Below are 22,579 nucleotides of genomic sequence, written 5' to 3'. Positions count from 1 at the left end.
TTAATATGTCACATTTAATATAAAGTATGACATATTTTACGGGACGTTTTTAGAAATTATTGTTTTCTTGTGAAAATTTGTCTACACTATAAAATGTATAAATATCGTACGAGGAAAGGATGTCACATAATGACACAACAGTTGGATCAGTTAGCAATTAACGCAATCCGTACACTATCAATCGACGCAGTAGAAAAAGCAAATTCAGGTCACCCTGGTTTACCAATGGGTGCTGCACCTATGGCCTATACTTTGTGGACGAAGCAATTACGCCATAACCCGCAAAACCCTAATTGGTACAATCGTGACCGTTTTGTATTATCGGCTGGACATGGTTCCATGCTTTTATATAGCCTATTGCATCTAGGTGGCTACGGTTTAGAGATGGAAGAGATCAAAAACTTCCGTCAATGGAATTCAAAAACACCGGGACATCCTGAATATGGTCATACAGTTGGTGTAGAAGCGACAACGGGTCCATTAGGACAAGGTATTGCAATGTCAGTAGGTATGGCTATGGCTGAACGTCACTTGGCGGCAACATACAACAAGCCAGGTAAAGACATTGTAGATCACTATACATTTGCACTATGCGGTGACGGAGATTTAATGGAAGGTGTAGCTGCAGAAGCAATTTCTCTTGCAGGTCACTTAAAATTGGATAAATTAATCGTACTTTATGATTCAAATGATATTTCACTTGATGGTGATTTAGAAAAATCATTCTCGGAAAACATCCAAAAACGTTTCGAGTCATACGGTTGGAACTATTTAAAAGTTACTGACGGTACAGATATCGTGGAAATTAATTCAGCGATTGAAAAAGCGAAACAAAATACTGGCGGCCCAACAGTAATTGAAGTGAAAACTGTCATCGGTTTTGGTTCTCCTAACAAATCCGGTAAAGCAGATTCACATGGTGCGCCACTAGGAACTGATGAAGTTACGCTAACAAAAGCTGCATATGCGTGGGAGCATGAGCCATTCTACGTTCCAGCTGAAGTATATGAAACATTCAAAGCGGCAAGCGAAGTACAAGGTGTACAAGCAGAAGCGGCATGGAACGAGTTATTCGAAAGCTACAAAAATGAATATCCTGAACTGGCTGAACAATTTGTAAATGCAATGGAAAACAAATTACCGGAGAACTTTGCTTCTGAATTACCTGTATATGAAGCGGGTACAGCAGTAGCTACACGTTCATCATCTGGTGATGCAATCAATGCAATTGCAAAAACAACACCATCATTCTTCGGTGGTTCGGCTGACTTGGCAGGATCAAATAAAACAACAATTAAAGGCGCTGGCGATTTCTTTGCTGAAACTCCGGAAGGCCGTAACATTTGGTTTGGTGTCCGTGAATTTGCAATGGGTGCTGCGCTGAACGGTATGGCGTTACATGGCGGCTTAAACGTATTTGGCGGTACTTTCTTTGTATTCTCTGACTATGTACGTCCAGCAATTCGTTTATCTGCATTAATGGGACTGCCTGTAACCTATGTGTTTACACATGACTCCATTGCTGTAGGGGAAGATGGTCCTACACATGAGCCAATCGAGCATTTAGCATCACTACGTGCAATGCCGAATCTTTCAGTAATCCGCCCTGCAGATGCAAATGAATCTGTAGCAGCATGGAAATTAGCTGTAGAGAGCAAATCAACGCCAACTATTTTAGTATTATCTCGTCAGAACTTGCCGGTATTGGATGTTGCAACAGAAACAGTATACGAAGGTGTTGAAAAAGGCGCTTATGTTGTTTCAGCTTCATCTAAAGAAACTCCGGATGCCCTGTTAATTGCAACAGGTTCTGAAGTTGGTTTGGCTGTAGAAGCGAAAAAAGCATTGCTTGCAGAAGGAATTGACGCATCTGTTGTATCAATGCCATCAATGGACCGTTTTGAGAAACAGTCGAAGGAATACAAAGAATCTGTATTACCAAAAGCTGTGACGAAACGTTTAGCAATTGAAATGGGTGCATCACTAGGCTGGCACAAATATGTTGGTTTTGAAGGTGATGTATTGGCAATCGATAAATTTGGTGCATCGGCTCCAGAGAAAATTGTATTAAAAGAATACGGCTTCACAGTAGAAAATGTAGTTGCGAAAGTAAAAGCACTTTAATTCGAAGCTAAAATGTCACTTGTCTACTATGGCAAGTGGCATTTTTTCATTCCTATACCAGCCGGAACTCCGGCGACATGTTAGTTAGCTAAGAAAAAAGTTTTGGCAAAAGGGATAATTTCAGATACAATATGCCCATACAAATAATTGGATAACGTGCGATTTTGCTGAAGGAATGGTACGATAAAAAAGCAATATGGAAGTATCAGATGAAGGATGTGGATGAATAATGACTGCAGAGAATAAGCAAAAAGAAATTACTACATATATTGAACAGACACTTTATTTCCTATCGAATAAAGCGGATCTTGAAAAGTTCCAAATAATGCTTCAAAAAAATATTGATGAAAAAAGAGCTTCCTCCACATCAACGACTGATTTTTATGATCGACTAATGTTAAATATTGCGTATTATGTGGAAAGTAAAATGGCATGGACAGATCTTGTTCGGGAAACATTCAGTTCAGGAAAAGTTCCAACCGTTTCTTATATCGAAAATGAACTGATGGCACAGCAAATGCAAATCCGCAACAGTGTCGGAGAGAAAATGGACGATTACAAGAAAGCATTTCATCAGCAATATGAAGCGTTGAAGGTAGAAGATGAAGATGTGATATACGATTATGCATATGCATCCGTGGAGCATGCATACCGTATTGATTTTTTAACAGTTGCCTGTGCTAAAAATGCAAATATTTTAGCTGAAGGCGATATTGAGGAAACAATCAAAATGCTGGATGGCTATATGGCCTACTATACGGACCAGCTTGTCAATAAAATGACGCTTTCTTAAAAGGAGATATAAAATGAACACACCATTTATTTATTTACACAAAGCACCTAAAGTAGATGCAGATAAGCAACCTGCGATTTTCTTGCTGCATGGGTTAGGGAGCGATGAAAACGATTTACTGCAACTTGTTGATTCGTTTTCAACAAATTGCCATATTTTTAGTTTGCAAGGGCCGATTAAACATCGTCCCGGCTATGCATTTTATACATTTGAAGAAGAAGGTAAGCCGAATCGTGCCATTTTTGATAAAGTGCTGAAAGGTATTGAATTATTTATTAAAGAAGCCATTTGGGAATTTAATCTGGATGAACAGCAAATTTATGTTGTCGGCTTCAATCAGGGGGCAGCGATGGCACAGTCACTAGCTATGGTGATGGGCAATGCCATTCGTGGAACAGCTGCATTAAGCGGTTATTTACCGGAATTTGCTGCGCTTGAATACAGTAAAAAAACGATGGATAAATCTAAAATCTTTATTTCCCACGGGGAATATGATTATGATTTTCCAATTGAATGGGCAGAACATGCCGTCCGTTTTTTCAACGACTATGATACGGACGTAACATTCAGAACTTACCCGGTAGGCCATGGAGTGAGCGAGCAAAATCTGCATGATTTAATCGCATTCTTATCGAAAGATTTACCGAACACTATTAACTAAAAAAACAGCTGACGGAAGTTGATTTACTTCCCGTCAGCTGTTTTATTTGTGTCCAGCAATTGTTCTGCTTCGGTAATAGACATCGGTTTATAGAAATAATAGCCTTGACCAGCAGGACAGCCGAGTTGTTGAAGCATTGCCAGTTGTTCTTCTGTTTCAATTCCTTCGGCAACGGGGCGCATCTGAATGTTCTTCGCCAATTGGATGATCGTTTGTACGATGGCATACATCCCGGGTTCATTCATTGCACTGACAAAGCTGCGGTCAATTTTGATTTCAGAAAAAGGCAACTGCGGTAAATAACTTAATGAAGAAAAGCCGATTCCAAAATCGTCGATCGAACATTCAATGCCCATAAGCCTTAGTTGATTTAAAATCTCTTTTGCTTTTTTAAAGTCCACCAATTCAATGCTTTCGGTTACTTCCAGCTTTATATAATGCGGCGGGACGTTATATTGATAAAATATATCTCTAATATTTTGCAGGAAATCCGGATCGTAAAAATGGTCCGGCGAAATATTGAGTGCAATCGGTAAAATCTTTTTATTCTCATTTATACGATTTTGAAGCCAGACAAGGATCTGTTTAAAATTCAGTAAATCAATCGCCTTAATTTTCCCGGTTTGTTCAGCAATCGGGATATATTTTACCGGTGAAATAAAACCAAGTTTGCTCGAGTTCCAGCGTGATAGTGCTTCAAAACCTTCCACTTCAATCGTCTGGAAGTTAATTTTAGGCTGTAAAAAGACTTCGAATTCTTCATGCAAAAGCCCATAAGCTAATTGATTGAGGATATCCATTTCTTCCGTCAATTGTCTCGTACTATTATCTTCGTAAACGGAATAGCTTGTCCCAGTTCGCTTCTGTGCATTGGAAAGGGCGATATCAGCCTGGTGAATGCTTTCCTCGACTGTCATCGACTGATTAAAGACTGTATAACCGATTTTTAATGTAATATAGATTTCTTTTCCATCGATTATATAAGGCGATTGTGTAATTGATTCAAGTTGCTGATTATAGGCAATGAAGCAATCATTTTCATCGACTATTCCTAAAATAAGTGAATTTGAAAAACGTGAAATCCGTGAATCACTTTCCTTGAAATATATTTGCATACGGTCTGCCAATTGCCGCAGTAAATCGGCTCCGGCATTTCTTCCGTATAAATCAACGACCTTATTAAATTCAGAAGGATGCAGGATTGCGACTAATCCAGAGTTGCCCCTATTAATCCATTCTAATAGTTCTGATTTGAAATAGTGGAGGTTCGGTAAATTTGTTTCAACATCAAAAAACGCAAGTCTTCTAAGCTCAATTTTCTGTTCGGCATATTTAATTGCTAACTGGATCAGTAAAGTCAACCGGTTTAAGTAATTAATATCAATTTGCTTTAACTCTGTTGCATCCTGATTGAACAGTGTCAAAATGCCGCTTACTTCATTTTGAGGTGTTAAAATAGGCTTTGTCCATGAGCCTTGGACAAAATTAAGATGCCAGTGTTTAAAAAGATCTATATGGTAATCTTCGGGAGCAAAGTCCTTTAAATAAACTGCATTCGAATTTTGGCTTAGATGGGGAGTAATTTGCAAAATATCCAGTTTGTTTATAATCTCCAATGGTAATGAATAAGAGCCTAATGATTTAATTTCACCATTTTCATTAAAAATATGAATGGTACAATACACATCACGAATATAGAAAAGTTCAATTTTCTCGGTAATTAAATTTAAAATCGATTGCAGATTGTCTTCATGATCGATTGCTTCATAAACTTCATGTTCCAGTTTATAAACCATTTTATTTAACTCAGCTTCTGTAGTATCTTCACAAGTTAATAAAATATATTGTATGATATTATCTTCATTTCGAATCGGATGCAATGTCAGGGAGTTCCAAAAAGCGGACCCTTCTTTTGTATAATGCAAAATCGTAAATTTTTTTGCAATCCCTGACTTTAAATGCGAATTTAATTCTTCAATAGATGTCTGATTCGTTTTATGTCCGTTAAAAATAGTGATATTTTGATGCAGTAATTCATTTATTTCAAATGATGTAAATTTTAAAAAGTTTGGATTAGCATGTAAAATAGATAAATTTTCATCATTTATATCAATGATGAGCGATCCTTTCGAAAGCTGGTTACTTAAGGTTTTTAGCCAATTAAATAAGCGGTCTTTTGATAGGGGTATAAATTGATCGATGGTCATTCTAACTTCCCCTTTAAAAAGTAATGTGTATTTTAAATAAAGTATATCAAAATTCCTATTAATTTAAAGGTATATTATATTAATATAAAAAAATCCCTTTTAAATAAGTCAAAAGTACTTGTTTGGGGGACCTGATTTATAAACTATTTTAATGTAAAAAAAGAAACTGGTAAATATGGAATTTACCAGTTTCTTTAAATCTTATTTTCGATATTCATCGATTTTAGTTGTGATTTTATCCTTTACATCAGCAACTCTTTCCTGTGCTTCACCCTTAAGCTGATCGCGCTGACCTTCAACTTGTAAAGAAGGATCATTGGTATTTTTACCGATTTCTTCTTTTACCTCGCCTTTAATTTTATTTCCTGCACCTTTAAGTTTATCTGTAAATCCATTTGACATAAGATGACCTCCTATTAAGTTTAGATAGAAATCATATTCCCTCATATACTAATACTAAACAAGACGAACCGAAAATTCGGATCAAAACAAAAGAACGAAAGTGTTATTGTATGTAGGTTTTATACATATGATGAAGAACTTCCTGACCCTCTTCTTTTATAAATGTCCGTCCATTCAACTCCATCGTTACCTTTGTTCTTGATTCATCTAAAATGTCATTGTCAAATGAAAGCAGAACTTCTACTTTACCATTTTCCTTTACCAGTTCTTTTTGCCCCGCAGAAAAAGAGTGCTGGGCGAATAAACCGTTATCCTGCCAAGTGCCTGTGATTTTTAACTGCGGGTTTTTACCGCTGTCGTCATATTCCCATTGGACATCGCGTAATATAGTCTTAAATAAGTCGTTAATAGTAAAAGTTTGGTTGTCGTATTTGATTTCAGTAGCTCGAACGGAATGGATATCGATTGAAATCGCAGAAGCTGCTTCATTTGCCTTTGAATTAATACCTGCCGCCGCCTCCTTTAAATCTGCAGCCATATCACCACATCCTGCCAATAAAGCGGCCGTAAATAATACTAAACTAAATCTCCTCATTAGAGTCCCTCCAATGCTGTCCTTTCATTCATCTTACTAAATTGCGCTGAAAGATTCGCACCGATTTTAATACAGATTGTGAAAAAATTGTAACAGTTATTAATCAGTTGAAAGAAAGAGATTCTTTTTTCGAAATTGTTCGCCTTGTCTGTTCATGAATAATGTTCGCAACTCTGGGTATGATTAGAAATAGATACGAATTGCCTGGCACTGAAAAGTCCACTATCTAAATAATCGAAAGCGAGTGATTTTAATGCGGATTAATGATGAATTGCTAGACAAACTTGGAATTTACTTTGTTTATCATGAAGTGTATAACAAATACGGCATTACTTTTGAAAGCTTTGTTGATCGTTGGACAAGAGGAATTCTGGAAATATAATTTTGTGTAAGTAAGAATTATTAATGGAACACAAATTTAAAAGGATATGATGATAAAGATGCGGCCTTGCGGGAGGTCGTGTCTTTTTTCTGTTTTCTTTTTGGAAAAAGTTGTTTACGATAAAACAGACTATTTAAATGATTAAAGGAGAACAGACAATGAAAGTACGCGAATTGGGTATAACGATTGGACAACTGCCTACAGGTGAAAAAAACTGCATTACCGATATTGAAGGAGTAAGTGTGGGACATGTGACATTGGATTATCCGTTAAATGATTCAGGTGATGCTGCCTGTACCGGAGTAACGGCTATTTTACCGCACCAAGGCAATCTATTCCGGGAAAAGGTGACAGCAGCCAGCTATGTATTAAACGGTTTTGGAAAAACAACCGGTCTCGTTCAATTGGATGAACTTGGCGTAATCGAATCACCGATTATGCTGACTAATACTTTTGGGGTACCGAATGTATCACAAGGGACGCTCCAGTATTTACTTGAACAAAACGAAGAAATAGGAATTTCAACTGGTACAGTTAATATCGTTGTAGGAGAATGCAATGATAGCCATCTAAACTCCATCCGTCATTTTCCTGTAACACCTGAACATGCAATTGAAGCAATACAGCAAGCTAAAACTCATATTGCTGAAGAGGGAGCAGTCGGGGCAGGAAAAGGTATGGTTTGCTTCGGGTATAAAGGAGGGATTGGCAGTTCTTCCCGCCTCGTTGAAAATCGGACTGGCAAAAAATATACTGTCGGATGCCTTGTATTGAGTAACTTTGGAAAGGCAAGCGAATTTCTGACAGACCGGTATAAGATAACGGCTGCCAATGGAGAATCGACGATTAGTCCAACAGACGGCTCTATTATCATTGTGATGGCGACAGATATTCCATTAAGCAGCCGCCAGCTGAAACGAGTTATAAAACGCTGCGGGATAGGGTTAGGGCGAACAGGCAGCAACTTTTCCCATGGTAGCGGAGATATTGTCGTCGGTTTTACAACAGCTCGTACAGTACAACATCAATTTGTGGGAGAACTGGAAAGTCGCCAACAGATTAGAGAAGACCATGACATCATGAACACGTTATTTATGGCAGCTGCAGAAGCAACTGAAGAAGCAATCCTGAATTCCTTGTCGCAGGCTAAAACCACAACGGGAAGAAATAATCATCAAGTCCAAAAATATAATTTTGTCGAATAATGTATTTTTTCATAAGTAATTTTTCTCAGCCTTTTACAGCGTTTCTATGTAAAAGGTCTTTTTCTTATGAAAATATAATAACCATTGGGATAATATGTTTTGAAATTTTTGAAATAACGCGATTAATCTAAGGTTTTAGCGATTTACAATTTTAATATTTTATTAAAAAAACTATTAGAAAAAACTTCCACAATCGAAATAAGTATGGTATTTTATAGATTATAAATAAAAGACTGAAAAATCTAAATCTTCGAAAATGTTATTCTCTACTGGTTAATGAAATACATGATGAAAGGAAAATCACTATATATGAAAGTATATATAAGTGCTGATATTGAGGGCATCACGGGCACAACGGTATGGAGTGAAACCGAACTGAGCGCTCCTGATTACGCCCAGTTTCAAAAACAAATGACAAAAGAAGTGCTAGCCGCAATTGATGGAGCCTTTGCAGGTGGGGCTACTGAAATTTTACTGAAAGATGCACATGATTCCGGCCGCAATATTCTTATAGAAAACTTGCCGGAGAATGTTAAAGTCATTCGCGGCTGGACCCAAGAGCCGATGTGCATGGTTGCAGGATTGGACAGCAGTTTTGACCGGGCGATATTTATTGGCTACCACAGTGAAGGTGGCAGTGAGAAGAACCCGCTTGCACATACATTGAGCTTATTGGCGGATATCAAAATAAACGGGGAATATGCCAGTGAATTTTTAATAAATACATATGCAGCTGCCCTCCATGATGTACCGGTTGCTTTTGTCAGCGGAGATCAGGCTTTGACAGAACATATCTCCCGATACAATGACCGAATCATCACATTCGCGACAAAAGAGGGAGTCGGTCATGCAACGATTAGTGTAAGCCCGCAAACGACATTAAAACAGACAAAACGTCTTGTAGAACAGGCAATGAAGATTGAACGTTCAAAGCTTCTAATAGAATTGCCGAAACACTTTACGGTAGAAATAATTTACAAGGATCATATTAAAGCCTACCGCAATTCATTTTACCCAGGCGCAACGTTTAAACCGCATAATACAGTCCAGTACGAAACGAACGATTATTTTGAAGTGTTGAGACTGTTACAATTTTTAACTTAAGCAGGTGAATTTATGAAAATATCAAAAGTTGAGGTGGGGCTAGTCGAGGCACCTCTTATTACCCCATTTAAAACAGCACTACGTACAGTACATAGTATACGAAATATCGCGGTCTTTATTTATACCGACAACGGGCTAATCGGCATTGGTGAAGCTGCGCCGACCCATGTCATTACTGGCGAGACACTTTCATCAATCCGCTATGCGATAGAAGAAGTGATCGCACCATCGATTATCGGAATTGAAATTGATGAGATTGCACTGCTTTGTCAAAAGATCGATGCGTCTCTCTACCAGAATACAAGTGCTAAAGCGGCGGTCGAAATTGCGCTTTATGATTTATGGGCGAAACAATACAATGCCCCTCTTTATAAATTGCTGGGAGGCTACCGGAAGAACATTACAACGGACATTACGATTAGTGTAAATGGTACGGATGAAATGGTGAAAGACAGTTTAGCGGCTGTCAAACGGGGCTTTTCCATTTTAAAAGTGAAAGTGGGGAAAAATCCTGTAGAAGATGTTGAACGGGTTATGGCTATCCGAAAAGCGGTAGGACCTGATACTACATTAAGAGTTGATGCCAATCAAGGTTGGACAGCAAAAGAAGCTGTAAAAATCATTGGACAGCTTGAAGATAAAGGGGCAGATATTGAGCTCGTAGAACAGCCTGTACACTACAGTGATGTAAAGGGCATGCAATATGTCACAAGCAATACGTATACAAATATTTTGGCGGACGAAAGTGTATTTTCTCCAAAGCAAGCGATCGAGGTCATTGAAAAGCGGGCCGCGGATTTAATAAATATTAAGCTGATGAAAACAGGGGGTATTTCCAAAGCGCAGCAAATTAACCACATTGCGGAGGCAAATGGTGTTGCTTGTATGATTGGCTGTATGCTCGAAACAAAAATAAGTGTCAGTGCAGCTGCGCACTTTGCCGCAGCGAGCAAAAATATCACAATGGTCGATTTAGATGGACCAAGTTTGTGCATTGAAGATCCAATTGAAGGGGGGCCGATCTTCAAAGGGGAAAATATTCAGATGACCGATGCTCCCGGTATCGGGTTATTAATAGAGGCTTACTTAGCCAGATAGAAAAAAGAATTGGGGGAAATGACTTTGAAAAAATCTTTGTTAGCGTTACTTTGTATGTTTGTACTCGTACTGGCAGCTTGTGGTGATTCATCGGAATCCGGTGAAACATCGGAATATCGAACAGTGTACTCAGGTGAAATTAAAACGCTGAACTATTTAAAAACAGCAGAAACAAATGAATTTGCTTTATCGGCGAATTTAGTTGAAGGATTAATAGAATATGACCAATACGGAGTCGTGAAGCCAGGATTAGCAGAAAGCTGGGAATCCAATGAAGATGCGACTGTATGGACATTCAAACTTCGTGATGATGTAAAGTGGGTAGACCATGAAGGTAAAGATGTAGAAAATGTTGTGGCACAGGACTTTGTAGACGGTTTAAATTATGTACTTGATGCGAAAAACGAATCATCGACAGCATGGATTGCAACAGTCGTGAAAAACGGTGATGCCTTCTATAACGGTGAAGTAACGGATTTCTCTCAAGTAGGTATTAAAGCGATTGATGAAACAACGCTTGAATATACATTGGAAGCCCCGACGCCATACTTTTTATCGATGCTGAACTATGTATGTTTCTTCCCGGTAAACGGGGAATTTTTAGCTGAAAAAGGCGATGCATTTGGAACGACTCGCGAGAATATTTTATATAACGGCGCATATATTTTAGATAAATTCGAACCTCAAAATGAGCGTGTACTTGTGAAAAACGATGCTTACTGGGATAAGGAAACAGTGAAAATCGATCGTATCCGCTATAAGTACAATAAAGAAGCAGCAACAGTTGCACCTGAACTGTTCTTACGTGATGAGATTGATGGGGCATTGATTCCGACGTCCATTTTAGATGAATGGTTAAACAGTGACGACAAAAAAGATTTAGTACGTCAAAACACAAACAACTTCTACACATACTTCTATGCATTAAACTTCGATCCGCAATATGATGCAGAGTATGAGCCTGAAAACTGGAAAGTGGCAGTGAACAATAAAGATTTCCGTAAATCGCTTTATCATGCGCTTGACCGTGTATCGGCGATGTTAACAATCGAGCCTTACAATCCACAAGATTTATTGTCAAATACAATTACACCAAAGAACTTTGTTGATGTTGAGGGTGTAGATTACACAATGCTTGAGCCATTAAAAGCAATCACAGAAACAGATTCATTTAACAAAGATTTAGCGCTTGAACATAAAGAAGCTGCATTGGCTGCATTAGCTGGTAAAGCAACATTCCCGGTTAAGGTATTATTACCTTACAACTCTGGTTCACCGGAATGGGCAAACCGTTCACAAGTAGTGGAACAGCAGCTTGAAAACCTATTAGGTGCTGATTACATCGATGTGGAGCTTTATGCAGGTCCTGCGACAGGATTCCTTGGTGAAATCCGTCGTCCTGGTAAGTTCTCGATGATCGAAGCAAACTGGGGTCCGGACTTTGCTGACCCGTCAACATATACAGATCCATTTACAGAAGGCGGAACATATAACAAGCCGGAAATGGCAGAAGGTTATAACAGTGAATATAACAAGCTAGTCGAAGCAGCAAAAGCAGAAGTGGATCCGGCAGTGCGTTATGAGCTATTTGCAAAAGCAGAGGCATTTTTAATTGAAGAAGCATTTGTTATTCCGTACGCTGTAGGCGGCGGCGGTTACACTGCTTCAAAATTGAATCCATTTGAATCACAATATTCGCCATTTGGTGTTACATCCGAGAAGTTTAAAGGTCAGTCTATCCTAGAAAAGCCAATGAGTAATGAAGAATTCAAGTCTGCTAAAGAAGCATGGGAAAAAGAACGTGCGGAAGCATTAGCAAACACTTCTAATTAATACGAAGGCATTTTAAATGGAGGTAGATTAGGAGATGACAGGATGTTTCTGCATCTCCTTTCTGCTTTTATAACTTTATTCGACCTACGGGTTCAATAAGGGGTAATGAGCACTAGCGACAGACAAGACACCGGACGTCATTACGCCGAGGAAATACTGAGGAGGGAACGTGTTTGTTAAAGTATATTGCGAAACGATTCGCGCAATCCATATTTACGTTATTTATCATCGTGACAATAGTTTTCTCCCTGTTACGATTAATGCCTGATGAAGGCTATTTAGGTGCAGCAGCAGAAAAAATGTCGGCAGAACAACAGGAGATTTATTTAACAAATCTGGGCTTACGGGATCCGTTATTAGTCCAACTTAAAAACTTCTACATCGACCTTATTCAGGGTGATTTAGGAAAATCGATTACATACCGCACAGATGTACCAGTACTTGACATTATTCAGGATAAAATGATGTATTCTATATTGTTTGGATTAGGTGCTGTAGCGCTGTCTTTATTAGTTGGTGTACCGTTGGGTATTTTGATGGCCCAGTTTAAAGGACGCTGGCTCGACCGGCTCGGCACAGGCTATATCGTTATTGTAGTAGCAGTTCCGGCGATGGTGTATTTCCTTATGATTCAAATGTATATTTCGGAATGGTTCAACTTGCCGATGCTGTTTGATGAATATAACCCGCGGAGTTTCATTTTACCGTTAATCTGTTTGGCACTTGGTCCGATTGCTTCTTATGCAATGTGGATGCGACGCTATATGGTAGATGAGCTGAACAAGGATTATATTAAGCTGGCTCGTGCAAAAGGTGTGACAGAACGTACGATTATGTTCCGCCATGTGATGAGAAATGCGTTCATCCCGATGGCGCAATATTTACCTGCAACGATTTTATTTACGATTACCGGTTCGATTTACATTGAATCATTATTTTCGATTCCAGGTATGGGTGGATTGCTCGTAGATGCGATCCAGCGTCAGGATAATAATGTCGTACAAGGTTTAGTGCTTGTATTTTCTTCACTAGGGATCATTGGTTTAATTTTGGGGGACTTACTGATGGCAATTGTTGACCCTCGAATTAAACTAGGGAAAGGGGACAGTGTACGCTAATGGGAATTTTCACGAAAGAGATTCAGAATATTTCGGAAAAATCAACAGAACAGCTGCATGATCATATGTTTGACTTTGCCGCTGTCGATGATGCAAAAGCGGAAGAAACAGCTTATTCCAATTACTCTTATTGGCGTTCGACCTTCCGCTCCTTCAGGAAAAATAAAATTGCTGTATTTTTGCTTGTTTTTGTCATCGTCTTGATTGCATTTACATTTGTCCAACCTTATTTACCAGATCAGAAATCACCGACTCAAATTTACTTGAATCCGGATACAGGAATGCAGGACCGGAATGTTGCACCAAATGATGAATATATTTTTGGGACAAACTCCATCGGTCAGGATTTATGGTCCCGAATTTGGGAAGGTACAAGAACGTCTTTATTTATCGGTTTTGCTGTAGCAATTATCGAAGTGCTGATCGGTTTTACAGTTGGGGCTTTATGGGGCTATTCGCGAAAACTCGAAGCACCGATCACCCAGCTATACAATATCGTGGATAACATTCCGACAACAATTGTGCTGATTTTGATGGCGTATATTTTACGACCAGGCGTATCGACGATCATTATCGCCATGTGTATTACAGGCTGGGTTGAAATGGCACGCTTCCTGCGAAATCAGATCGTCATCCTGCGCGATCGTGAGTACAATCTGGCATCCAAAACATTAGGAACACCGGGTTATAAAATCATCTTGAAAAACCTGCTCCCGTATCTAATTTCGGTTATTATGCTGCGAATGAGTTTAGCGGTGCCGGCTGCAATTGGTGCGGAAGTGTTTTTAACATATATCGGACTAGGGTTGCCGGTTAGTGAACCATCATTAGGAAACTTGATCAATGAAGGGCGCGTACTGATGATGTCGCCGGATTTACGTTATCAGCTTATTTTCCCAAGTATCGTGCTAAGTGTCATTACGATTGCCTTTTATATTATCGGGAATGCATTTGCAGATGCGGCAGATCCGAAAAATCACGTTTAAGGAGGAGGGCGTTATATGGAACAGGAAAAAATATTATCCATCGAAAATCTAGTCATAAAATTTAAACTGCGTGGACAAACATTGACGGCTATCCGTGATATTTCGCTCGATTTATATAAAGGAGAAAGTCTTGCAATCGTAGGGGAATCCGGTTCAGGGAAATCCGTGTTAGTTAAATCCATCATGGGTCTGCTTGATAAAAACGGCTATATTGCGAATGGACAAATCCACTTTGACGGACATGATTTATCGAAGTTTAAAACAGAGAAGGACTGGCTGAAAGTTCGCGGCAAAAAAATTGCCATGGTGACACAGGACCCGATGACATCGCTTAATCCGCTGAAAACAATCGGAAAACAAATTGAAGAGAGTGTCGTACTGCATCAAGGGCTAAAAGGAAATGATGCGTATGAAAAAACATTACAGCTGCTGCGCGATGTGGGAATTCATGATGTTGCACGCCGCTATAAGCAATACCCGCATGAATTTTCAGGCGGGATGCGTCAGCGCATCGTCATCGCAATTGCTGTTGCCTGCAATCCGCAAATCCTTATTTGTGATGAGCCGACAACCGCACTCGATGTAACAATCCAGGCACAAATCCTCCAGCTGTTAACAAATTTGCAGGAGAAGTATTTGCTGTCGACAATTTATATTACGCATGATTTAGGTGTCGTTGCAAAAGTCGCCGACAGAATTGCGGTTATGTATGCAGGGGATATTATTGAAGTTGGACAGACTGAGGAAGTATTTTTTGACGCGAAACATCCGTATACATGGGCCTTGATTTCATCACTTCCTCAATTAGGAAACAAAGGCCAAGAATTGTATTCGATTAAAGGAACACCGCCGAACTTATTTAAAGAAATTAAAGGGGATGCATTTGCACCGAGGAATCAGTATGCACTCAAAATCGACTTTGTTGAACGTCCACCTTTTTTCAAAGTGACCGATACCCATTATGCACGAACGTGGCTGCTTGATCCAAAGGCACCGAAAGTAGAGCCTCCTGAAGTGCTGCAAGCCTTTTTCGCAGAAGGGAGACAATATGCAAATGACTAATAGAGAAAAACTGATTGAAGTGAAAAATATTGATATCGTTTTTGGACAAGGTAAAAAACAGTTCAAAGCGGTAGATAATGTGAGCTTCGATATATATAAAGGGGAAACATTCGGGCTTGTAGGGGAATCCGGTTCGGGAAAAACGACAATCGGCCGTGCGATTATGCGCATTAACCCGATAACAAACGGAGAAATTCTATTCCATGGAAAACCGGTTAATGGCCGGATATCCAGTGCATGGGACCGCGAAATTACACAAAAGATTCAAATGATTTTCCAGGACCCGGGCGCATCTTTAAATGAACGGGCAAAGGTTGACTATATTATTTCGGAAGGCCTGATCAATAATAAAAGATACAGCAATGAACAGGAGCGGATCGATAAAGTTAAAAAAGCATTACTGGAAGTCGGACTGCTGCCGGAATTTGCATCGCGTTTTCCGCATGAGTTTTCAGGCGGGCAGCGTCAGCGGATCGGTATTGCAAGAGCACTAGTCATGGAACCGGAATTTATCGTAGCAGATGAACCGATCTCTGCACTGGACGTTTCAATTCGTGCCCAAGTATTGAACTTATTGTCCAGCTTACAGGAACATCGTGAGTTAACATATTTATTTATTGCTCATGACCTGTCGATTGTCCGCTTTATTACAGATCGTACGGCGGTCATTTATAAAGGGAAAATCGTTGAACTCGGTGAAACGGAAAAGCTGTTCAACAATCCGCTGCATCCTTATACTAAGGCATTACTGGCAGCTGTACCGGAACCGAATCCGCTGAAAGAACGCAGAAAAAAACTGCAAGTGTATGATCCGACTGTCCATCAGTATGAAATGGACCCACCCGAATTTGTTGAAATTGAAGAAGGACATTTCGTATTGGCCAATCAAGAAGAGCAGGCGCAGTATCGGGCAGTGCTTGCCGGAAGTGGAGTGTAGGCGATGGCAATGACAATTCCGAAGTCACTGAAAAAAGGCGATACTGTAGCATTAATCAGCGCATCCGGAGCAACGCCTGAACATCGGATTGAACGGGCGATCCAGGCAGTGGAGCAACTCGGTTTCCGTGTAGTTGTAGGGGAAACCTGCAGAGCGCGACACGGTTATTTTGGAGGCAGTGATGAGCTGCGCGCAAAAGAATTAAACGACATGTTCAGAAATCCTGAAATCGACGGTATTTTTTGTATTCGCGGAGGCTATGGGGCGACACGGATTTTACCGATGCTTGATCTGGAGATGATTAAAGAAAACCCGAAAGTATTTGCAGGCTATAGTGATGTGACAGCACTGCATATTGTATTCAATCAGCACTGCGGTTTTGTAACGTACCATACACCGATGCCGTCAACTGAATTTATTAAGCCTGAAATGGATGATTATACATGGAAGTATTTCATCAATAGTGTGACAAATACGGGATGGAGTGATTATTTCCTGGAAAATGCCAAGGGCCAGAATATGAACACGGTTTTTCCCGGCACTGCTACCGGCGAGCTGGCTGGAGGTAATTTAACACTTGTGGCAGCATCTCTGGGGACACCTTATGAGATTGATCTGAACGGCAAAATTCTATTTTTGGAAGACATCGATGAAAATGTGCAACGGATTGACCGGATGCTGACACAACTGTCATTATCGGGGAAACTTCGGCAGCTGTCAGGTATTTTACTGGGTGCTTGGACCGATTGCGGGCCGATGGATGTAAATAATGCAGAAAATAATTTGAGTTTGGATACGGTATTTGAAGAAATTTTATTGCCTTTGAATATTCCAATAATAAAAGATGTAACATGTGGTCATGTGCTGCCGACGATGTCATTGCCGCTCGGTAAAACCGTCACAATGGATGCGACGAAAAAATCAATTCGGGTTGTAGGTTAGTATGATGCATGAACAACTTGATCGCATTATTGCACAGTGCCCATATAAAATACATGTCATTGTCGAAGATTACAATACAAACGATATAGTCTGGAAAAGTCGGGACGAGGAAATTTTCAGCAGTGCAAGTATTATCAAAGTTCCGATTCTCATAGCTATTTTGGCTCATCTGCAAAAAACGGACGGCAATTTGAATCGCATTTGCGAAATTGCACCGGAAAATATGGTTGACTTCAGTGTGATAACTGAGCAGGGGCAAACCCGGGCAACCCTGCATGAGCTATTACTTTGGATGACGATTACGAGTGACAATACAGCAACGAACGTATGTATTGATCTATTAGGAATGGATGCAATCAACAACTATTTTAAAGAAATCGGATTACATAATACCCGGGTCCAGCGGAAGATGATGGATTTTGAACGTCAAAAGCTCGGCTTTGATAATGAAACAACAGCGCGGGACATGCAGCACCTTTTCCGGCAAATATATAGGGGTACGCTGCTGACAAAGGAATGGAATTCGGTGGCACTCGATATTTTAAGCAGGCAGCGCAGTCACGAATCACTCAAACGCTATATCGTAGATGATGTGAAAATGGCGCATAAAACAGGCGGACTCGATGCTGTCGACCATGACGCTGGAATTATTTTTGCGAAAGAACGAGATTATTTTATCGGAGTTTTCATTACAGAAGTGACGGACAATGAAAACGCGAGACAAACGATTGGGACTATTTCTAAAATCGTCTATGATCATTTTACAAAACTGGAGGAGGGACTCGATTGAATGCCGTTGTAAAAACAAAGATAGCGAGTTTACATGCAGCACCAGACCGACATTCAGAGTTAATCGATGAGGTATTATACGGGATGCCGGTCGAAGTACAAGAAGAAGTTGATGAAAATTGGGTTAAAGTACGAACATTTTACCGTTACGAAGGCTATACACTAAAATCCGACTTGCATCTTGGAAGTGAACCTACTGTAAACTGGGTATATGAAGCAAATGATGTCGTTATACAAAGTTTTGCCGATGTCCTTAAAGCTCCTGAAATTCAAAGTGAAAACATCCTTACATTGACACGGGGCGCTTTTATTAAAGTTGTACTGGAAGCAGGACTTGATCCAGCTTGGGCAAAAGTGCAGCTTGTTACAGGTGAAGTAGGGTATGTGCGCTCGGCCTGGATTCAGGACCGTGTTAAAGTGTATACGACAAATGAAGAGGTATTTCGCAAGCAAGTCGTGGAAACTGCTTTTCGCTATATGGGAACACCTTACCGTTGGGGAGGAAAGACGCCTTTAGGCATTGACTGTTCAGGTCTTGTATCGATGGCATATATGCTGAATGGTGCTTATATTTACCGTGATGCGAAAATAGAGGAAGGTTTCCCGTTAAGGAAAATAGAAGGAGACAACTTAAAGCCCGGAGATCTCATTTTCTTCCCTGGCCATGTAGCAATGTATATCGGTAATGACGAGTATATTCATTCCTCGCTAGGCGGGAACGAAGTCAATGTGAATAGCCTTAACTTGCAGCACGGGAATTACCGTGAAGACTTGGCGACAACGATTACAGAGTACGGCAGTATTTTTTAAGAAAAAATAAATAAAGGGTCAACTCAGCTAGATTACTCTGAGTTGACCCTTTTTCATGGAAATTGGTTTATTCAATTAAAAGTTTTTAAGAACCCAATCGTTTGCTTCTACCCAATTATTAACGCGAATAACGTTATTTGGTACAGGCATTTGATTGTACGGTGTATCGAACAAAATGACAGGGATTTTAAGCTCTTCGGCAATTTCCACTGCATTATCATGCTTGTCTTCGAAAAAAGCTTCTACCGCATGCATTTTTGCGATGGCAATTTTGTTATGACTGCCGATACATTCGATATGGTCGTATGGTACTTTAAACTGATCAAACCAGTTTTTCGTAATATCGAAAACATTTTCTCCACGTGCAGAAATATAGTAAAGCTCATACTGGTTTTGCCAGGCTGTTAAAATGCGGTGCGCATCCGCAGCAAGCTCGCTCACTTCATACATTCGCGGCTCGTTTTCTTTAAACCAGGCCTGAAACTGTGCACGGTCTACAGGGTGCGGAAAACCACTTAAAAAATCATATTCCGTTACATCTTGTAGCGTCATATTAATATTGTACTGTTTATTAATATGTGGAATCAATGTGGCAGGACATGTAACTGTTCCGTCAATATCAATGCCGAACCGATGTTTTAAGTTTGCCATTTCCATTACCTCATTTCTTTACACAGTTGCATTAGCTTCTGCTTCGCGCTGTGCTACCATTTCAGCAGCTAATTTATCGATTTCTTTTTTCAGTTCTTCCACCATTGTTTCTTCCGGAACTTTACGAACTGTTTTACCTTTCATGAATAGAAGCCCTTCACCACGTGCACCGGCAATACCGATATCCGCTTCACGTGCTTCACCAGGACCGTTTACCGCACAGCCTAGAACAGCCACTTTTAACGGAACATTCAGTTTTGAAATATATTCTTCTACTTCATTCGCAATTGAAATCAGATCAATTTCGATACGGCCGCAAGTTGGACAAGAAATTAATGTCGCCATATTTGATGCCAAGCCAAATGATTTTAATAATTCACGGGCTACTTTAATTTCTTCCACTGGATCTGCAGATAATGAAATACGTAACGTATTACCGATGCCTTTAGATAAAATCGCACCTAAACCGGCAGCTGATTTAACAGTACCGGCAAATAATGTACCTGATTCTGTAATACCTAAGTGCAGTGGATAATTGAATGCTTTTGATGCTTTTTCATATGCTTCGATAGCCAGGTTTACGTCCGATGCTTTCATCGAAACGATAATGTCATGGAAATCCAGGTCTTCTAAAATTTTAATGTGGTGCAATGCAGATTCTACCATTCCATCTGCTGTAGGGTAACCGTATTTTTCGAGGATATGACGCTCTAAAGAACCGGCGTTAACACCGATTCGGATTGGTATACCTTTTGCTTTCGCCGCATTTACAACTGCCTCTACTTTTTCGCGGCGCCCGATGTTACCCGGGTTGATACGTACTTTATCGATGCCACCTTCAATGGCTTTTAATGCTAATTTGTAATCAAAGTGAATATCCGCTACTAATGGGATATTAATTTGTTTTTTTATTTCAGGTATTGCATTTGCAGCACGCTCATCCGGTACTGCAATACGTACGATCTGACAACCTGCCTCTTCCAAACGTTTAATTTCGGCAACTGTTGCTTCTACATCATGTGTTTTCGTCGTACACATACTTTGGATTACGACTTCGTTGTTCCCACCAATTGTTAAGTTACCGACACGCACAGGACGTGTTTTCGTACGGTGAACGATTTCACTCATGAAAAATTCTCTCCTTTTCAGGCTTTTAATGTGTTACATCTCCAATAGATATAACGATATGTAAGCCGTCACTGTTCCTTATTTTATCAGTGTATGAAAAGAAGAACAAGGAAGAAACATTATGAATTCAATTTAGACAGTTTTCCTTCTCGTTCGAGATGATTGGGATGAGGACAGTATCTCCTGGTACAAGTGGCTGTAAATTTAAGTGCGGATTGAGTTGGTAAAATTTCGCAAGTCTTTCAGGGAAAGTAGTTTTAATAGGCGAGGGAGTTGCTGAAAATAGGCTGTAAATTGTATCGTCCTGCTGGATTTTTACGACAACATAGCTTCCTTGTTCACCCTCCTCACATGATTGGGGTTCAGCATAAAAGGATGCTAATGGGAGCGTACCTTCCTGTAAATCTACTTTAATGACAAATGCAAACAGCAAAAGAACAATGGAAGCTATTAAAAAGCGCAAAAAAAATCCTCCTTATCTCTACAATTTAACTCGTTAATAGATTGTTAAACTATATGATTCAGAAGGAGGATTTATTATTTTTGTACGGGATATTTTGTTAAGGCAACGATTATAAAGAACATTGTAATAAAAATACCAATAAGTGTCACAACGGTTTGTGAGATTATAAACAGATTTCCGAAAATCATTAATAATGTGCCCCACGTACTTGCAAAAACAGCTGTACGCCATACTTGACGATATTCACCGCGGCGTCTCATCGGCTTAATGAAAAATTGACCTGCCAGTGCATATAAACTTACTTTAATAAAATAGATCGACGTATTCAGTACGAATAAAAACACAACAGCAATCGGATAAACAATCCACTGAATATCCTCGGCATACTGCTCAATTTCCGAATAGCCGAAAATTTCGGCTGTCCCGGCATTGATAAATTGGCCGAATGAAAAAGCGGTAATGAGGGTAATCATTAAAAAGGCGTACTGCATCACCTTTCCGATTGATAGAATTCGGTACGCACCCAGTTTTTTCGGTTTCGTTAAACTATGTATAAATAACTGCATATGTGAAATTTTCATAATAATCGAATGCTCCTTTAAAAAGTAGTGTAACATGAAAAAAATGTGAATTGAACTCGGAAAATCAAATTGAATCTTTTCTTCGTACATTACGTATAATTTGTGAAAACATAATAGGAAGAAGATTAGAAAGGATGTGAATGAAGTGGATATTATTGCATGGACACTTATTATTGTACTGTTTATTATCGCGTTTATCGGTTTAGTATATCCGATTATCCCATCCGTCTTATTTTTGCTTGGCGGGTTTATCGTTTATGGGCTGTTTTATAGTTTTACCGAATTGCCTTGGTGGTTCTGGGTAATCGAACTACTTTTTGTTGCATTGTTATTTGCGGCGGATACAATATCGAATCTGATCGGAGTAAAAAAATTCGGCGGATCAAAAGCTGGGATGTGGGGAAGTACGATCGGTTTACTGATCGGACCATTTGTTATCCCGTTTGCAGGTATTATCGCTGGACCGTTTATCGGTGCGATCATTGGTGAGTTGATTGTGACACGGAGCAATTTACAGCAGGCGATTAAAGTCGGTGTTGGTTCTGTTGTAGGATTTTTGACATCGGTCGTAACTAAAGGGACTATTCAAGTAGTGATGATTGTCTTGTTTTTTATTGCGATTTAGTTTTGGATTGAAACAGATTGAATTAATGAAGAGCAAATATTTGTAAAATCAAACAAGTATCGCTTACACTAGTAATGGAAAGA

22 protein-coding genes are annotated in these 22,579 nt (G+C 39.6%); 15 read left to right on the top strand and 7 right to left on the bottom strand.

All coding sequences use genetic code 11. The features are described 5' to 3' along the window. The first annotated feature begins 129 nt into the window (after positions 1-129). The 3 genes from tkt (at position 130) to MKX73_RS18935 (ending at position 3,578) form a co-directional block, all read left to right on the top strand. Positions 130-2,124 (top strand): transketolase, encoded by a 1,995-nt coding sequence (gene tkt, locus MKX73_RS18945; RefSeq protein WP_340718792.1) that lies wholly within the window; start codon positions 130-132, stop codon positions 2,122-2,124. 229 nt (positions 2,125-2,353) lie between these two features. Then, positions 2,354-2,917 carry a DNA helicase gene (locus tag MKX73_RS18940; RefSeq protein WP_340718791.1) on the top strand — a complete coding sequence of 188 codons (564 nt, stop codon included), beginning with the start codon at positions 2,354-2,356 and terminating at the stop codon, positions 2,915-2,917. A 13-nt stretch (positions 2,918-2,930) separates the two neighbouring features. Continuing rightward, complete coding sequence (locus MKX73_RS18935; protein WP_340718790.1) at positions 2,931-3,578, top strand: alpha/beta hydrolase; 648 nt, start codon at positions 2,931-2,933, stop codon at positions 3,576-3,578. Between the two features lie 23 nt (positions 3,579-3,601). Here the strand turns inward: MKX73_RS18935 and MKX73_RS18930 are convergent, their stop codons facing one another. From MKX73_RS18930 to MKX73_RS18920, 3 genes are all read right to left on the bottom strand, one after another. Next, on the bottom strand, positions 3,602-5,785 hold the full coding sequence (locus tag MKX73_RS18930; RefSeq protein WP_340718789.1) for a sensor domain-containing protein: 2,184 nt from the start codon (positions 5,783-5,785) through the stop codon (positions 3,602-3,604). 201 nt (positions 5,786-5,986) lie between these two features. Beyond that, positions 5,987-6,187: a CsbD family protein gene (locus tag MKX73_RS18925; protein WP_339172000.1), complete on the bottom strand. Its 201-nt coding sequence runs from the start codon at positions 6,185-6,187 to the stop codon at positions 5,987-5,989. A 103-nt stretch (positions 6,188-6,290) separates the two neighbouring features. Then, positions 6,291-6,782, bottom strand: coding sequence for a 23S rRNA methyltransferase (locus tag MKX73_RS18920; RefSeq protein WP_340718788.1), 492 nt, complete (start codon positions 6,780-6,782; stop codon positions 6,291-6,293). Between the two features lie 540 nt (positions 6,783-7,322). Between MKX73_RS18920 and MKX73_RS18915 the strand changes: the two genes are divergently transcribed. The 11 genes from MKX73_RS18915 (at position 7,323) to MKX73_RS18865 (ending at position 19,048) form a co-directional block, all read left to right on the top strand. Then, positions 7,323-8,369 (top strand): DmpA family aminopeptidase, encoded by a 1,047-nt coding sequence (locus tag MKX73_RS18915; protein ID WP_340718787.1) that lies wholly within the window; start codon positions 7,323-7,325, stop codon positions 8,367-8,369. A gap of 309 nt (positions 8,370-8,678) precedes the next feature. After that, positions 8,679-9,473 carry a M55 family metallopeptidase gene (locus MKX73_RS18910; protein ID WP_340718786.1) on the top strand — a complete coding sequence of 265 codons (795 nt, stop codon included), beginning with the start codon at positions 8,679-8,681 and terminating at the stop codon, positions 9,471-9,473. 12 nt (positions 9,474-9,485) lie between these two features. Continuing rightward, positions 9,486-10,571: a dipeptide epimerase gene (locus MKX73_RS18905; RefSeq protein ID WP_340718785.1), complete on the top strand. Its 1,086-nt coding sequence runs from the start codon at positions 9,486-9,488 to the stop codon at positions 10,569-10,571. A gap of 54 nt (positions 10,572-10,625) precedes the next feature. Then, on the top strand, positions 10,626-12,404 hold the full coding sequence (locus MKX73_RS18900) for a peptide ABC transporter substrate-binding protein (protein WP_445783332.1): 1,779 nt from the start codon (positions 10,626-10,628) through the stop codon (positions 12,402-12,404). A 173-nt stretch (positions 12,405-12,577) separates the two neighbouring features. Further along, positions 12,578-13,522, top strand: a complete 945-nt coding sequence (locus MKX73_RS18895; protein ID WP_340718783.1) for an ABC transporter permease — start codon at positions 12,578-12,580, stop codon at positions 13,520-13,522. Further along, a complete protein-coding gene (locus MKX73_RS18890) occupies positions 13,522-14,508 on the top strand; it encodes an ABC transporter permease (RefSeq protein WP_340718782.1) in 987 nt (328 codons plus the stop codon). Before MKX73_RS18895 ends, MKX73_RS18890 begins: the two co-directional genes overlap by 1 nt. A 15-nt stretch (positions 14,509-14,523) precedes the next feature. Next, positions 14,524-15,570 (top strand): ABC transporter ATP-binding protein, encoded by a 1,047-nt coding sequence (locus MKX73_RS18885; RefSeq protein ID WP_340718781.1) that lies wholly within the window; start codon positions 14,524-14,526, stop codon positions 15,568-15,570. Continuing rightward, positions 15,563-16,507, top strand: a complete 945-nt coding sequence (locus MKX73_RS18880) for an oligopeptide/dipeptide ABC transporter ATP-binding protein (RefSeq protein ID WP_340718945.1) — start codon at positions 15,563-15,565, stop codon at positions 16,505-16,507. The genes MKX73_RS18885 and MKX73_RS18880 overlap by 8 nt, the downstream gene beginning before the upstream one ends. Positions 16,508-16,510: 3 nt before the next feature. Next, positions 16,511-17,449, top strand: a complete 939-nt coding sequence (locus MKX73_RS18875) for a S66 peptidase family protein (RefSeq protein WP_340718780.1) — start codon at positions 16,511-16,513, stop codon at positions 17,447-17,449. Between the two features lies 1 nt (position 17,450). After that, positions 17,451-18,239 (top strand): serine hydrolase, encoded by a 789-nt coding sequence (locus MKX73_RS18870; RefSeq protein WP_340718779.1) that lies wholly within the window; start codon positions 17,451-17,453, stop codon positions 18,237-18,239. Then, positions 18,236-19,048: a C40 family peptidase gene (locus tag MKX73_RS18865; protein ID WP_340718778.1), complete on the top strand. Its 813-nt coding sequence runs from the start codon at positions 18,236-18,238 to the stop codon at positions 19,046-19,048. Before MKX73_RS18870 ends, MKX73_RS18865 begins: the two co-directional genes overlap by 4 nt. 75 nt (positions 19,049-19,123) lie before the next feature. On the opposite strand, the gene MKX73_RS18860 is transcribed toward MKX73_RS18865, so the two are convergent. From MKX73_RS18860 to MKX73_RS18845, 4 genes are all read right to left on the bottom strand, one after another. Beyond that, positions 19,124-19,699 carry a 5' nucleotidase, NT5C type gene (locus MKX73_RS18860; RefSeq protein ID WP_340718777.1) on the bottom strand — a complete coding sequence of 192 codons (576 nt, stop codon included), beginning with the start codon at positions 19,697-19,699 and terminating at the stop codon, positions 19,124-19,126. Positions 19,700-19,717: 18 nt separating this feature from the next. Further along, positions 19,718-20,827: a flavodoxin-dependent (E)-4-hydroxy-3-methylbut-2-enyl-diphosphate synthase gene (gene ispG, locus MKX73_RS18855; RefSeq protein ID WP_340718776.1), complete on the bottom strand. Its 1,110-nt coding sequence runs from the start codon at positions 20,825-20,827 to the stop codon at positions 19,718-19,720. A gap of 127 nt (positions 20,828-20,954) precedes the next feature. Beyond that, positions 20,955-21,290, bottom strand: coding sequence for a hypothetical protein (locus MKX73_RS18850; RefSeq protein WP_340718775.1), 336 nt, complete (start codon positions 21,288-21,290; stop codon positions 20,955-20,957). A 74-nt stretch (positions 21,291-21,364) separates the two neighbouring features. Then, positions 21,365-21,871: a DUF1189 family protein gene (locus tag MKX73_RS18845; protein WP_340718774.1), complete on the bottom strand. Its 507-nt coding sequence runs from the start codon at positions 21,869-21,871 to the stop codon at positions 21,365-21,367. Positions 21,872-22,016: 145 nt separating this feature from the next. On the opposite strand from MKX73_RS18845, the gene MKX73_RS18840 reads away from it, so the two are divergent. Then, on the top strand, positions 22,017-22,496 hold the full coding sequence (locus tag MKX73_RS18840) for a DUF456 domain-containing protein (RefSeq protein WP_340718773.1): 480 nt from the start codon (positions 22,017-22,019) through the stop codon (positions 22,494-22,496). Positions 22,497-22,579: the final 83 nt, after the last annotated feature.

This window comes from Solibacillus sp. FSL W7-1436 (genome assembly GCF_038007305.1).
Taxonomy (GTDB): Bacteria; Bacillota; Bacilli; order Bacillales_A; family Planococcaceae; genus Solibacillus.
This window is presented reverse-complemented; position numbering and strand designations above follow the sequence as displayed.